At 39.4% G+C, this 15,015-nt stretch carries 14 protein-coding genes; 10 read left to right on the top strand and 4 right to left on the bottom strand.

The window, feature by feature from the left end:
• Positions 1–126: 126 nt before the first annotated feature.
• Entirely contained in the window at positions 127–528 is a 402-nt protein-coding gene (locus EJ994_RS02495; protein ID WP_126591056.1) for an STAS/SEC14 domain-containing protein, read from the top strand.
• 1 nt (position 529) lies between these two features.
• Here the strand turns inward: EJ994_RS02495 and EJ994_RS02490 are convergent, their stop codons facing one another.
• Positions 530–2,074, bottom strand: coding sequence for an NAD(P)H-hydrate dehydratase (locus EJ994_RS02490; protein WP_126591055.1), 1,545 nt, complete (start codon positions 2,072–2,074; stop codon positions 530–532).
• A 260-nt stretch (positions 2,075–2,334) separates the two neighbouring features.
• Here EJ994_RS02490 and thrA point away from each other — a divergent pair, with 260 nt between their 5' ends.
• Genes thrA through thrC form a run of 3 tightly spaced genes read left to right on the top strand, consistent with a single transcriptional unit; the run spans position 2,335 to position 6,996 of the window.
• Complete coding sequence (gene thrA / locus EJ994_RS02485) at positions 2,335–4,776, top strand: bifunctional aspartate kinase/homoserine dehydrogenase I (protein WP_126591054.1); 2,442 nt, start codon at positions 2,335–2,337, stop codon at positions 4,774–4,776.
• A 4-nt stretch (positions 4,777–4,780) separates the two neighbouring features.
• Positions 4,781–5,704 carry a homoserine kinase gene (locus EJ994_RS02480; protein ID WP_126591053.1) on the top strand — a complete coding sequence of 308 codons (924 nt, stop codon included), beginning with the start codon at positions 4,781–4,783 and terminating at the stop codon, positions 5,702–5,704.
• Complete coding sequence (thrC, locus tag EJ994_RS02475; RefSeq protein ID WP_126591052.1) at positions 5,704–6,996, top strand: threonine synthase; 1,293 nt, start codon at positions 5,704–5,706, stop codon at positions 6,994–6,996. The genes EJ994_RS02480 and thrC overlap by 1 nt, the downstream gene beginning before the upstream one ends.
• Here the strand turns inward: thrC and EJ994_RS02470 are convergent.
• Positions 6,993–8,609, bottom strand: a complete 1,617-nt coding sequence (locus EJ994_RS02470) for an aminopeptidase P N-terminal domain-containing protein (RefSeq protein WP_126591051.1) — start codon at positions 8,607–8,609, stop codon at positions 6,993–6,995. The two genes, thrC and EJ994_RS02470, sit on opposite strands and share 4 nt — an antisense overlap.
• 129 nt (positions 8,610–8,738) lie before the next feature.
• Between EJ994_RS02470 and gcvT the strand changes: the two genes are divergently transcribed.
• The 6 genes from gcvT (at position 8,739) to EJ994_RS02440 (ending at position 13,293) form a co-directional block, all read left to right on the top strand.
• Positions 8,739–9,824 carry a glycine cleavage system aminomethyltransferase GcvT gene (gcvT, locus tag EJ994_RS02465; protein WP_126591050.1) on the top strand — a complete coding sequence of 362 codons (1,086 nt, stop codon included), beginning with the start codon at positions 8,739–8,741 and terminating at the stop codon, positions 9,822–9,824.
• 2 nt (positions 9,825–9,826) lie between these two features.
• Positions 9,827–10,741 (top strand): glutaminase, encoded by a 915-nt coding sequence (locus tag EJ994_RS02460; RefSeq protein WP_126591049.1) that lies wholly within the window; start codon positions 9,827–9,829, stop codon positions 10,739–10,741.
• A 1-nt stretch (position 10,742) separates the two neighbouring features.
• Entirely contained in the window at positions 10,743–11,564 is an 822-nt protein-coding gene (locus EJ994_RS02455) for a sugar nucleotide-binding protein (RefSeq protein WP_126591048.1), read from the top strand.
• A gap of 23 nt (positions 11,565–11,587) precedes the next feature.
• On the top strand, positions 11,588–11,875 hold the full coding sequence (locus EJ994_RS02450) for a 4a-hydroxytetrahydrobiopterin dehydratase (protein ID WP_099572938.1): 288 nt from the start codon (positions 11,588–11,590) through the stop codon (positions 11,873–11,875).
• 78 nt (positions 11,876–11,953) lie between these two features.
• Positions 11,954–12,664 carry a YebC/PmpR family DNA-binding transcriptional regulator gene (locus EJ994_RS02445; protein WP_126591047.1) on the top strand — a complete coding sequence of 237 codons (711 nt, stop codon included), beginning with the start codon at positions 11,954–11,956 and terminating at the stop codon, positions 12,662–12,664.
• A gap of 131 nt (positions 12,665–12,795) precedes the next feature.
• Positions 12,796–13,293: a hypothetical protein gene (locus EJ994_RS02440; protein WP_126591046.1), complete on the top strand. Its 498-nt coding sequence runs from the start codon at positions 12,796–12,798 to the stop codon at positions 13,291–13,293.
• Here EJ994_RS02440 and EJ994_RS02435 read toward each other — a convergent pair.
• Together EJ994_RS02435 and EJ994_RS02430 are read right to left on the bottom strand one after the other, a co-directional pair.
• Entirely contained in the window at positions 13,283–13,825 is a 543-nt protein-coding gene (locus EJ994_RS02435) for a 1-acyl-sn-glycerol-3-phosphate acyltransferase (protein ID WP_126591045.1), read from the bottom strand. The two genes, EJ994_RS02440 and EJ994_RS02435, sit on opposite strands and share 11 nt — an antisense overlap.
• A gap of 62 nt (positions 13,826–13,887) precedes the next feature.
• Positions 13,888–15,015: an iron-containing alcohol dehydrogenase family protein gene (locus EJ994_RS02430; protein WP_126591044.1), complete on the bottom strand. Its 1,128-nt coding sequence runs from the start codon at positions 15,013–15,015 to the stop codon at positions 13,888–13,890.

The following is a 15,015-nucleotide window of genomic DNA, read 5'->3' as shown; positions in this document are numbered from 1 at the left end:
AATTGATTCACAAACCAATTGCAGTATTAGCAGTACGAACGATATTTGAGCTTTTAATCTAATATTTTATCGGAAAGCGTTTGATACTTCTACTTTCGTCCCAGACACACTATAATACACAAGGCAATGAGCGTTGGATCGGCGAAGAAAAAAGTAATCGTAAGAGAGTATCAATTAGAAATAGGTAAAGTTCAGGTTTTTGACGATTACATGGTTTCAATTTTTGATGAAGGAGCTACCCTAACATTAGAAAGAGCTTATCAGATAATTGGTATTTCGGAAATACATTTCAGGAATAAGAGTTTTGGATTTATTAGTCTACGTAAAAACTCTTACGCTATAGATCCCACCATTTACAACTACCTAAAAGAACTAGAAAACTTAAAAGCATTCGCCATAGTCTCGGTCAAAGAGATAGACATGCATAATTTTAAGATTGAAAAGCTGTTTTACAAAAAACCGATGAAATTCTTTATCGAATACGAGAACGCTTTAAAATGGGTAAAGCGTAGGGTTAAATCTAAATAAGCTACTCTGAAGATTCTTCAGTTCCTTGCGTCTGATTCTCAGGAACTTTAAAGAGATCAAGATAAGCAAGCCCCAAATTATCAATTATATCGGAAGCTATCAAGGCCTGATAAGCTTTGGTCTCAATGGCCAAGTCACCAGACTTACCGTGTAAGTAAACTCCAAAAATTGCAGCATGTAATGGGTCATAACCCTGCGCGATGAGTCCAGCAATAACTCCTGTAAGAACATCTCCACTGCCTGCGGTTGCCATGCCGGGATTCCCCGTTGTGTTTACATAACCCTTTTTGTTGAAAACGGTAATGGTATGGGCTCCTTTGACAACTAAAATACAGTTGTACTTTTCAGAGAATAATTTCGCTTTTTCAAGTTTATCAAAATCATCTTTCCATGCTCCAATTAAACGCTCTAGTTCTTTCGGATGCGGTGTAAGGACGGTTTTCGGTGGTAACAATTTTAAAAGTGATTTCTTAGATGCAAGAATATTCAAGGCATCGGCATCAATAACTAAGGGTAATTGGTTGATTTTTAAGAACTCGGTGAACGCATCTACAGTCTTTTGCGCTGTACCCATACCTACACCAATTCCAATAACTGATGGTGAAATGTCAAAACTGATTTTGGATATGGATTGTTCTTCATCGGTTATAACCATGGCTTCCGGTAGTGCGGTTTGCAAGCTTTCATAACCACATTTAGGAATATACGCAGTTACTAATCCACTTCCTATTACCAAAGTAGCCCTTGAAGCCAGTTGTACCGCTCCCACTTTGCCGTAACTTCCCCCAATTATAAGTGCTTGGCCGTAGGTGCCTTTGTGCGAAAACTTTTTTCTAGGGATGTACATGGGTAGTACTTCATTTTTCCCTATTAATTCGTAATCGGTTTCTTCATTCATTAAAAATTCCGCATCCAGACCTATATCCAAAACCTCCCATTGGTCTACAAAAACTCCTGTTTCCGGTAAAAAGAATATGAGCTTTGGTGTTTGAAAACTTAGGACATAATTTGCCTTTACTACTGCTTCCTTATGCTCGGGAACTCTGTCCGCATAAAGTCCAGAAGGTATATCCACAGAAAGAATAAAGGCTTGAGAGGCGTGTAAATGGCCTATTAATTTGACAACCCAATCGGCAGGGGGCCTATTAAGACCAATACCGAATATAGCATCTACTATAATATCATCTCTACCAATTTCAGGGAACTCACAGTCAGAATCCATAAAATTTGGCCATATTTTTCTATCCTTTAACCTATCTAGGTTTATCAAAAAATCCTTAGAACGTTTTTCGCTATAATTCACCACATGAACGGCAATATTATAGCCATGTTCCTGTAAGTGTCTGGCTAAGGCAATTCCGTCACCGCCGTTGTTACCTATACCACAGAATAAATGTATTTTAACCGGTGCTCCTTGCATGCGTAAATGCATCCAGTTAAAAATCTGTATTGCAGCTCTTTCCATCAGCTCTTCTGTACCAATTTGTTGTTTCTCCGTTGTGAATTTATCAGCAGAATAGATTTGTTTTGCGGTAAAAAGCTTCATTTTTTAGTTTTAGTTGGGTAAAATTAACGATTCGGTAAAAATTTGTGGAATCATTTGATTAGCTCATCAAATGTACTACTTTTGGTTTTTAAATTTTACAATGAACTTCGCAATCACAGGCCTTGAATTCGATTTCTCTAGACTAATTATTCTTTCTAGCACAACTTTGGTATGTGGCACCCCTATGGGGTAAAAGCTACTATTTTCCGTCTCCCATTCAAACACACTCAGCGTTTTTAAGAAGTCAATATTCCATTCAAATGAAAGTATTAAAGTTTGGCGGCTCTTCAGTTGCCAGCCCTGAAAACATAATAAAGATCAAAGATATCATCTCTCGATATGATGATAGAACAATCATTGTAGTCTCCGCCTTTGGGGGCGTTACAGATGATTTGATAGCAGCTGGGAAATTAGCTGAAAATCAGGATGATTCCTATAAAAAAATCTTAGAAAAAATTGAAATTCGGCATTTGGCCGCAATCAAAGCGCTATTGCCAATTGAAGAGCAAAGTAAAGTCTTAAGTAGTGTTAAAAAGGAGCTTAATGTTCTAGAAACGCTATTGGACGGTGCTTTTTCCATTGGAGAACTAACGCACAAACTCTCCGACAAAATAGTTTCTTACGGAGAATTGTTATCCTCTTTTATCATAAGTGAATATCTTATAAGTCAAGGAATTAACTGCGCGTATAAAGATAGTAGAGACCTTATCATAACTACAAATAGAAACGATAGAACAACGGTAAACACTGAGAAAACAACTGCAAACTGTAGGGCTTATTTTGGTGATTCTACGCATGAGGTAATCGTTTGCCCAGGTTTTATATCTAAATCAGAAAATGGAGATGCTACGACCTTGGGAAGAGGCGGTTCTGATTATACGGCAGCTTTATATGCGGCAGCTATAGATGCCGAAATATTAGAAATTTGGACGGACGTTAGTGGCATGTATACCGCAAATCCAAAAATGGTAAAACAAGCTAAGCCCATTGCTCATATATCCTATGAGGAAGCCATGGAACTATCTCATTTTGGAGCTAAGGTATTGTACCCGCCGACCATACAACCTGTATTGTCCAAAGGTATTTCTATACGCATAAAGAATACATTTCTCCCGGAGGCCGAGGGAACCTTAATCACAAAATCCAAGAACGAAAAAGGCAAGACCGTTCGAGGAATAAGCCACATAAGCAATATGGCTCTATTGTCTTTGGAAGGTCCTGGAATGGTTGGTATTCCAGGTATATCCAAACAGTTTTTTGAAGTACTGTCACAGGCCAATATAAGTGTGGTCCTTATCACACAGGCCTCATCAGAGCATTCTATCTGTATAGGAATTTCGGCAGATGATGTAAGCAAAGCGGTGGCTATCGTGAATGAGGCTTTTGCCTTTCAGATAGGAAGAGGCCGTATAAAACCGGTAATTCCTGAAACAAATTTGGCCATTGTTGCCCTAGTTGGGGACAATATGAAAAATCATCAAGGGCTTAGCGGTAAAATGTTCAGCACACTTGGGAGAAACAACGTAAACATTAGGGTTATCGCCCAAGGAGCATCGGAGAAAAACATCTCATGTGTTATCGAGGAGAAGGACGTTAAGAAAGCATTGAATGCCTTGCACGAAGAATTTTTTGAAGAGAATATTAAGCAGTTGAATCTCTTTGTCATGGGTGTTGGTAATGTAGGCGCTAAGTTCTTAAACCAAGTCAGGCAACAAAAAAAGTATTTAAAGGAGAACTTAAAACTCAACATAAGGGTCATTGGTATCTCCAATTCTAGAACAATGGTTTTTAATGAGAACGGCATTTCATTAAAAAACTGGGAAACGGAATTGTCAAATGGAGAACAAGCGAATAAATCCACGTTTTTTGATACGGTGAATACACTTAACTATAGGAATAGCATTTTTGTTGATAATACCGCTAGTGATGAAGTAGCCGGCACGTATGACATGTATCTAGGAAATAGTATTTCTGTAGTGACCTGTAATAAAATTGCTTGTTCTTCGGAGTATGAAAATTATAGCCATCTAAAAGAACTGGCGCGTACTTACAACGCCCCGTTCTTATTCGAAACCAATGTTGGGGCGGGACTTCCAATTATAGACACTTTAAAACACTTGATAGTTTCTGGAGATAAAATTCTAAAAATACAGGCGGTGCTTTCTGGAAGCCTAAACTTTGTATTCAACAATTTTAATGATACTACGACCTTTCATGATATTGTGAAACAAGCTCAGGAAGAGGGATATACGGAGCCCGATCCAAAAATAGATTTAAGTGGTGTAGACGTTATGCGAAAAATTCTGATTCTTGCTCGCGAAAGCGGATATCGACTGGAAATATCAGATATAAAGAACGAATCCTTCCTTCCGCAGGAGAGTTTGAACACCGACAACAATGAGGATTTTTTCACCTCGCTAAAGAAGCACGAAGCAGATTTTCAGAAAATGTATAATGAGGCTGCCACCAAAGGAGCCAAACTTAAATACGTAGCACAATTTGAAGATGGAAAAGCTAGCGTGGGGCTTCAACAAATTCCTAAGGGTCACGATTTTTACAACTTGGAAGGTAGCGACAATATAGTCCTATTTTACACAGAAAGATATCCAGACCAGCCCATGATCATTAAAGGTGCTGGAGCTGGAGCAGATGTTACGGCATCCGGTATATTTGCAGATATTATTAGAATCGGTAATTTCTAAAAAAATGGAATCGATAAAAGTATTTTGCCCGGCCACCATTGCTAATATCTCTTGTGGATTTGATGTTCTAGGTACGGCCTTAGATGCTGTTGGTGATGAGATGATTGTTCGTAAAACCAATCAAAAAGGCGTACGTATCACAAAATTGGAAGGTCAAGACCTCCCTATGGAAACCCTTCAAAATGTGGCCGGTGTTGCAGGCTTGGCGTTCTTAACAGCCAGTGATTATACTGGTGGTTTCGATATAGAGATTTACAAAAAAATTAAGGCAGGTAGCGGAATAGGCAGTAGTGCCGCTAGTTCGGCAGGAGCGGTTTGGGCAATGAACACATTGCTAGGCAATCCCTTTACAACATTAGAACTGGTAAAGTTTGCTATGGAGGGTGAGCGGTTGGCAAGTGGTGTAGCCCATGCCGATAATGTTGCCCCTGCGCTGTACGGAGGTTTTACACTTGTGCGAAGTTACAACCCCCTAGACGTCATAGAAATTCCCAGTCCCGAGGAACTGTACGCAACGGTAATACATCCTCAAATAGAAATAAAGACCTCAGACTCTAGAAAAATTTTAAAAACGACCCTAAGTCTTGAGGACGGTATTAAGCAATGGGGTAACTTGGGTGGACTGATTGCTGGTCTCTTCAAGGAAGACTATGCATTAATAGGACGTTCATTGGAAGACCATATCGTTGAACCCATACGGTCTATACTAATTCCCGGCTTTGATACCATCAAAGCTATTTCCATTGAAAATGGTGCTTTAGGTTGTGGTATTTCGGGTTCGGGTCCATCTATTTTTTCCTTTAGCAAAGGTGAGGAGAATGCCAAAAATGTTGCACGGGCAATGCGGGAGGTGTATGACAAAATCGGGATAGATTATGACGTTCATATATCAAAAATCAATAGGGAAGGAATTAAGGTGATAGCGTAATGAAATATTATAGTTTACATAAAGAAGCTCCGGAAGTTACCTTTGAAGAAGCCGTAGTTAATGGAATTGCCCCTGATCGTGGCTTATATTTTCCAGAAAGTATAACTCCCTTACCCGACTCCTTCTTTAAACATATCCAAGATTTATCCGACCAAGAAATAGCATTTAATGCCATACATCAATTCGTAAGTGAGGTCATCCCCAATGAAAAATTGAAGGAAATTCTTGCTAATGTGCTTGATTTTGAATTCCCGTTGGTTGAAATCGAAGAGGATGTGGCTGTGTTAGAATTATTTCATGGTCCCACTATGGCTTTTAAAGATGTTGGTGCACGCTTTATGGCCAATTGTCTTGGATACTTCTCAAAAGAAAATAATGATGTAACTGTTTTAGTAGCGACATCCGGAGATACCGGAGGTGCAGTAGCAAATGGATTTTTAGGCGTAAAAGGTGTTAAGGTTGTAATTCTTTACCCTAGCGGGAAAGTGAGCGATATTCAAGAAAGACAGCTCACTACTTTAGGACAGAACATTACCGCCCTTGAAGTTGACGGTACCTTTGACGACTGTCAAAAGATGGTTAAAACCGCCTTCTTAGACCAACAACTTTTAGAACATATGCAACTGACCTCCGCCAATTCAATTAACGTAGCGCGTTGGTTACCGCAGTTATTCTATTTTTTGTTCGCTTACAAACAGGCCAAGTCAAAGGGTAAAGAAATTGTTTTTTCTGTACCTAGCGGAAATTTTGGTAATATCTGTGCCGGCATTGTAGCGCAAAAACTGGGAATGCCGGTAAAACACTTTATTGCGGCAACAAATATCAATGACACGGTTCCTGAATTCATGAAGACAGGAAACTATAATCCAAAACCTTCTTCCGCGACCATATCTAACGCCATGGATGTGGGCGATCCCAGTAATTTTATCCGTATTCGTCATTTGTTCCAGAACGATTTAGAACTATTGAGAAGGCACCTCTCCTCCTACTCTTTTAACGATACCAGAACGCGAGAGACACTATTGAAAATTTATAAAGAGACAGGATATGTTGCAGATCCCCACGGGGCTGTGGGCTATTTGGGTCTTAAAAAATACCAAGATAATTTCCCTGATACGTACGGTATATTTCTAGAAACGGCACATCCGGTTAAATTTTTGGATGTAGTTGAAGAAACTGTGTCCAAGAAATTAGAAATTCCGGTACAAATTCAAAAAGTAATGGATAAAGAAAAAGAATCTATATCTATTAGCTCTTACGAACAACTAAAACAATTCCTACTAAATCCTTAATCCAAAGCCGGTAATTTAAAATCATCTAGTGGACTTGGCTGTTTCATCATTTCCTCTATGGCAGCCGTAGTTCGGGGAGCCATAGCGGAAAGATTTACAGGTCCGTCAGCAGTAATTAGTATATCATCTTCGATTCGCACTGCAATACCCCACCATTTCTTATCGCAATCACTTCCTTCCGGGATATAGATTCCGGGCTCAACGGTTATGACCGTATTTGGCTTAAAAGGACCATAAGTTCCCTTGTCATGAACATCAAGACCTAAATAATGCGAAGTCCCATGTGGAAAGTACGTTCTGGCTTCACTAGCTTCTTTTATAATGCCTAATTTAAGGAGGCCATTGGTAACTACTTCACTGGAGGCCTTACCGGGGGCTTGAAAAGGAGCTCCTACTACACTTGCTCTAATCCCCGCTTCCTGAGCGTCATAAACAATATCATAAATTTGTTTTTGGGCCGTAGTAAACTTTCCGTTCGCTGGTATGGTACGGGTAACATCAGCGGTGTACCCGTGGTATTCCGCACCCAAATCCATCAGTACCAAATCATCCCCAACTTTAGTTTTATTATTTTCAATATAATGTAAAATACAACCGTTATTTCCGCCGCCTACTATTGAAGGATAGCCCTCGTATTCCGCTCCATATTTTTTATATACATATTCATGCACCCCTTGAATCTCTGTTTCTGACATATTGGGATGCATCGCTTTCATAACCTCTATCTGCCCCACTGCGGATATTTCAATAGCCTTTTTCAAAAGCACCATCTCTTCCTCCGTTTTCGTTTCTCGTAAAGTGCTCATAATTTCTGAAATGATAGAAGAATCCAGATTGCTAGACTTCTGCACCATCAGAACTTTCTCCTTAATTTCATCTCTTAGACTTTCATCCGCAGCATTTACATAACCGCTTAATAACTTATCCTCTTTTAAATCTGAATAGTAGTTCAAATACCTCCCTAAAGTTTGTGCAACGTTAGCGCTGTTTTCAACTGATGTTGATGTTATCATAGTGTATAACTGCTGCTTTTTTGCATCGTAGTCCGCAGGGTAATTTGACTTCATCTTAAACGTCTTGATCAAGTCGAATAAATCTTCCTTTCCATCCTTATCCCTATAATCATTTTTAAAATCGAAAAAAGATACCTTGTCAAATGAAGTGAAATCTACCGGAATAGAGGAAAATTCGCTACCGTTAAAAGCCATTTCGAAACCAAGTTGTTCTTTGGTTCCGGCCACCCCGAGCCTTTTACCGTTCCATTGTTCTGCTTTAGGGTCTCGCTCTTGAACATAAATAAGTTCATTAAATGTAACGCCGTCAACGCCCGTTTGCGTTTCGGAAAACAAAACCAAAACAGCATTGGGCTCCTTGTACCCTGTCAAGTAATAGAAGTCAGGGTCTTGGTGATAAACATAATCCACATCATTGGCCCTATTTCGCTCTGCATTGGCAAAGAGAACCACGGCGCAATTGGGCGGCATCATTTCACGAACTTGCTCCCTACGCTGCTTATGGAAATTAGCAAAAAGAAAGTCTTTGGGCGTGTCCTGCCCTTGCATTTGGGTTGCAAACAATAAAAGAAACACCGAAACAATAATATTTTTAAGCATGGCTATATTTTAAAATTTCAAAATACTGCTTTTAAATAAATAATCTTTTATAATTATCAAGAAACATACTATTTACCAAGAGCCGTTTACCTAAATAATTCTATAAATTTGCATAAATAAAAAATTAATATGAAAAACACAGCTCTTTCCAAAACTCATGAGTCCCTTGGTGCAAAAATGGTGCCTTTTGCGGGTTATAACATGCCTGTTTCTTATGAAGGTGTAAACGCCGAACATGAAACCGTACGCAAAGGTGTTGGTGTTTTTGATGTTTCGCATATGGGCGAGTTTTTGATATCAGGACCCCAAGCGCTAAACCTCATTCAGAAGGTTACATCTAATGACGCTTCCAAACTCACTATTGGCAGGGCCCAGTATAGCTGTCTGCCTAATGAGACTGGCGGAATTGTAGATGACCTCATTGTCTATAAAATTAAAGAAGAGCAATATTTACTGGTGGTAAATGCCTCGAATATTGAAAAGGACTGGAACCACATATCAAAATATAATACGGAATTCAACGCTGACATGCGTGATATTTCAGAAGATTACTCGCTATTGGCCATTCAAGGACCAAGAGCGGTTGAAGCAATGCAGTCCTTATCCTCGGTGGATTTGGCAGATATCAAATTTTACAATTTCAAAGTGGCGGATTTTGCCGGTGTTGAACACGTGATCATTTCAGCAACCGGATATACGGGTTCTGGTGGTTTTGAAATTTACTGTAAGAATACGGATGTAAAGCAAGTTTGGGACAAGGTATTTGAAGCTGGTGCCGAGTTCGGGATAAAGCCGATAGGACTAGCGGCGCGGGACACCCTACGCTTGGAAATGGGGTACTGCCTATACGGAAATGACATCAATGATACTACTTCGCCCTTTGAGGCGGGACTCGGTTGGATTACTAAATTCACGAAGGATTTTGTAAATAGCGAGGCACTTGCCAAAGAAAAAGCGCATGGCCCAGAGCGCAAGTTAATTGCTTTCGAATTGGACGAAAGAGGAATTCCACGTCATGACTATGATATTGTCGACGGTCAAGGAAAAAAAATCGGTATGGTCACTTCGGGTACCATGTCCCCGTCATTGGGTAAAGGTATCGGTTTGGGGTATGTACCAATTGTCTTTTCTGAAATCGGTAGTAAAATTCAGATACAGATACGAAAAAAGGCTGTTCCGGCTACAGTCGTTAAATTACCTTTTTATAAAAGTTAGAAATGCCAGATTTTCAAAAAAGCATTGATAGCATCTACAAGGAAGTACTCGAGAGTCCGGATAGTGGTACCGTGGCTTCTTATATTCCAGAATTAGCGTCTGTAGAAAGTTCCAAATTCGGGATTCATCTTATTGATACCAATCAGCATAACTATGCCGCTGGTGATTCTGGAGAAAAATTTTCTGTACAAAGTATTTCAAAAGTTCTTACGCTTTCCATGGCTTTAGGACGAATTGGCGAAAAGATTTGGAGGCGAGTGGACGTAGAACCTTCTGGGGACCCATTTAACCACCTTTCTCTTTTAGAGCAGGAAAATGGAATTCCTAGAAATCCATTAATTAATGCCGGAGCCATCGTCATCGCTGATATTCTAGTTACCGAACTAGAAAATCCGAAGGAGGATTTCTTGACTTATGTTAGAAATTTGGCGGATGACACCAGTATTTCCTATGATGAAAAAGTAGCCTTATCCGAGAAAGAAACAGGTTTCAAAAATTATGCGGCGGCCAACCTTTTAAAATCCTACGGCAACCTTAAAAATGATGTTGAAGATGTTTTGGATTTTTATTTTCACCAGTGTTCCTTGAGCATGAGTTGCAAACAACTTTGTGATACGTTCTATCTTTTTATGAACAGGGGAAGATGTAAAAGAGATATTGGTTATCTGGATATTAATCAGATAAAGCGTATTAATGCGCTAATGCTCACCTGTGGGTTCTACGATGAAGCCGGCGAATTTGCCTTCGAGGTAGGCCTACCTGGGAAAAGTGGTGTAGGTGGCGGTATCGTTGCCCTACTTCCCAATGAATTCTGTGTAGCAACATGGTCTCCAGGTCTTAACAAGAAAGGGAATTCTGCACGCGGTATGCAAGCGCTAGAACGTTTAACTACGATGACCGAATTATCAATATTCTAGTTTGGAAAACAAAAAAGTCTTAATACTCGGTGGTAGCGGTTTTTTGGGGAATGCCATTTACAAAGAACTGCGTGGCTACTTTGATACTTATGGCACCTATTGCCATTCTGGAAGGACCTTTGAGTCTAATAAGCAGTTTATACAGTTCGACTTGAACGAAGACGATATCTTTCCGATTCTTGAGCGTATTAGGCCTACGACTATTATTTCTGCGTTGCGCGGAAGTTTTGCGGCTCAGGTTATTACCCATCAGCATATTGTGGAATACTTGAACAAAAATAACTGTACACTCTATTTCCTTTCTTCGGCCAATGTTTTTGATGCTTATAGTAAATACCCCTCTTACGAAAATGACAAAACACTTTCCGAAAGCGTCTACGGGCGTTTAAAAATTAAAATAGAGAACATGTTGCTTAGACTCCCATCAAAAAAAATGGGCATATTAAGAGTTCCCATGGTGTTCGGTAATAGTTCTCCTAGGGTAAGGGAAATGAAAAGACAAATATTGGTGAACGAGCCGGTAGAAGTTTTTCCTAATCTAATTTTAAATGTGACCAACGACGATAAGCTTACGCAGCAAATTCATTATCTTATCAACAGAAATAAAACAGGGATTTATCATTTAGGAAGTTCAGATTTGGTACATCACGAAGATTTTATAAAAGAAGTTTTAGAACGTGTGGGAAATTTTAATCCTATCATCAAAAGGGTATACACCACCAATGACGATAGATACTTGGCCGTTCTACCAAAATCCAACAAACTACCTAAAAACCTGAGGTTTACTTACCAAGACATTATAGACCATCATGTTTTAAATTGATATTAATTGCAAAAAATATACAAATGGAAAAATTTACTGACAAACAAATAGCAGACTACCTAGGCCAACTTGAAGGTTGGGAATATGTTGATGGGGCCATTGAGACTACCTTTGAGTTTAAGGACTTTAAAGAAGCGTTCTCCGTCATGACTAGAATAGCTTTTGAATGTGAAGCACAAGGACATCATCCAGATTGGAGCAACGTCTATAAAACGGTAAACATAAGGCTCAATACCCATGATGCAAATGGTGTAACGGAGAAAGACTTTGCTTTGGCCAGAAGTATTGAAGATATTATTGAAAGTGATTAGAGATACGTCGCTTACTACGTAACTAAACAAGCATTCAATATTTTATTACATTTGAAATTATAATCCTAAAGAAAACACATGGGAAGAGCTTTTGAATTCAGAAAAGCAAGGAAAATGAAGCGATGGGCAGCCATGTCCAAAGCGTTTACACGTATAGGCAAAGACATTGTCATGGCCGTAAAAGACGGAGGTCCGGACCCGGATTCCAATGCCAGATTACGAGCGGTCATACAGAACGCCAAGGCTGTAAACATGCCTAAAGACAATGTGGAACGAGCCATAAAAAGAGCAAGTGATAAAAGTCTTGGCGATTACAAAGAAGTACTATTCGAGGGTTATGCGCCCCATGGTATTGCCATACTTGTAGAAACCGCAACGGATAATAATACTCGCACGGTTGCGAATGTACGTAGCTATTTTAATAAATGTAACGGTAGCCTTGGAACATCCGGTTCTGTTGAGTTTATGTTTGACCATACCTGCAATTTTAGAATTCCCGCAGAAGGTATTGACCCGGAAGAACTGGAGCTTGAGATGATAGATTACGGTGCCGAGGAAGTTTTTGTGGATGAAGACGGCATACTTATCTATGCTCCTTTTGAAAGTTTTGGTGCCATACAGAAAGAATTAGAAAACCGTGAAATAGAAATACTCTCCTCCGGTTTTGAACGTATTCCTCAAGTTACCAAAGCACTTACCGAGGAACAAGCCGCCGATGTAGAAAAACTTCTAGAGAAAATCGAAGAGGACGACGATGTGCAGAACGTCTATCACACTATGCAGGAGTAATATTTCTTTAGGTTACTATTTCATAAGTGACACCTATAATAATTTATTGTTCGTAAAAAATCCTTAGTTTTTCTTTACGCGTATCCTGTAATTTTATTTACATTAAAACGACTGTTTATAAAAATGGTCATATGAGGAATCTACTTTATTTTATTTTTTTTAATTTTTCCTTATTAGTAACGGGACAAGAAATGACTTCTGACAGGTTGGGGCAACTTTTTGAAGAAGTGGCAGAAACCGTTGTTGAAAATGGAAATTCATACAATATCCTATATAAAGAAAAGCCCATATTCTGCATTTTCGATGAACGGGCAAACAGAATGCGGATTATATCACCTATAGTTGAACGTGAGGAAATTGGCGAAAAGGAAATCTTAAATGCCTTAGTAGCAAACTTTCACTCAGCATTGGATGTAAAATACGCCTTAAGTGATGAAATCATCTGGTCCGTTTTTACCCATCCCTTAAAAGAACTATCAGACGATCAAGTTTTAGATGCGCTGGACCAAGTATATTTGGCATCAGCGACATTTGGCAACAGCTATACGAGTACCTCAATAGTGTTTCCAGGAAACACTAAGAAGGAAGAAAAACATACCAAGAAGTTGATTGAACGATCTAAAAACTGAACTTAGGTACCTTTCCTTTAACATTCTCAAAAAAGGACTCGTACACCTTGAAATCGGCTGTCATGTCTGCTGTTGGAAAATAAGGTTCTGATATTTTAATTTGTTTATTACCGTAGTCGAACGCAACGAGTACAATAGGAACGTTTGCGGCTTTGGCAATATAGTAGAAGCCCGTTTTCCACTTCGTGACCTTTTTACGGGTACCTTCTGGCGATAATGCCAATCGAAAAACGTTTCTTTCCTCAAAAATTTGAGCGGTTGCACTTACGGTATCATTAGATTTACTTCTATCGATGGGTGCCCCACCTGTCCATTTGAAAAACCATCCCAATGGAGAATCAAAAAGACTCTTTTTGCCGATATAATTTATTTCCTCGTTCCAAACTTTACGTACCAAAAGTCCCAAAAAAAAGTCCCACCAACTTGTATGTGGTACTACGGGGATTACAAATTTATTGAGGTGAGAAGGGAACGCTCCTTCAAGTGACCACTTCAAAACTTTAAAATAGATAAACTTTGCTATTTGCTGCATCGATAATTATTGATTGCTAATTTTGTTCTCGACTGCCTACAAACAGACCGCTATCAAGAGAATTAAATCTTCTGGTAGATTGATTTTAGTTTTTCGGGAGTTATTAAGTTTCTCCAATTATCTCCCAATGCATTTTCCCAAAGCGGTTCCATGCTTAGAGCTACAGTTACCATTTTATCGAAATCCGTTTCGGATAAATTTTTACAGATTCCGTTGGGAAGTTCAATCTGGTGCCGCTGCATCATTTTATTGAACGTAGCGACCCCTTCTGGATAGAACTCTTCCAAATATTGAAAAACCAAACAGTTTCCAATGCCATGCTTTACCCCTAAGAGATATCCAAGGCCATAGCTCATAGCATGAGCAATACCCACTTGAGAGTATGCGATGCTCATGCCCCCATGCCAAGAAGCCATCATTAACTTATCCTGAGATTCTGACTTTGACAAGTCTGTCAAGAAAACCTCTTTGCACAAATCCATTGCCTTTTCTCCATAACTCTGACTAAAGGCGTTCAGATATGTGCCATTCAAGGACTCCACGCAATGAATATAGCAATCCATACCGGTGTAGAACCACTGGTCGTGCGTTACCCCTTTCGTGAGCTCCGGGTCTAGAATGACTTGATGAAACGTTGTTTCGTCAGAATTTATGCCTAGTTTCTTTTCCGGACCTAATAAGACCGTAGTTCTGGAAACCTCTGCACCTGTTCCGCTAATGGTAGGAACACCAACATGATAAATAGACTTTTTATGTACCAAATCCCATCCTTGGTATTCCGAAGCGCTTCCTTTATTGGTCAAAAGAATAGCTACCGCTTTGGCCAAATCTAACAAAGTACCGCCTCCTATACCAACAATACCTGAAGGGAATTCTTGGTACTCTTCTCGGATCATGGCGACCAAGGCGTCTACTTGAGTCGTCTTAGGTTCCTCCTCGGCCGATATAAAAACAATTTGATCACAGAAAATTTTTGGTATCCGTGGAATCAACGCTGTTCCTTCAAACACATCGTCTACCAAAAATATGATAGGCGACTCGGAATGTTTTCGTTTTGGCAATAGGATATCCCCCAACTGATCAAAACTTCCGTTGCCAAAAACAACTCTTGGAACCATGGGAAAGTTCCTATATTTTTCTGAAGCTCTAGTAGGTATCTTCTTCAATTTTATTTTCTTTTTAATCTCCAT

The organism is Maribacter sp. MJ134, assembly GCF_003970695.1.
Taxonomy (GTDB): domain Bacteria; phylum Bacteroidota; class Bacteroidia; order Flavobacteriales; family Flavobacteriaceae; genus Maribacter.
This window is presented reverse-complemented; position numbering and strand designations above follow the sequence as displayed.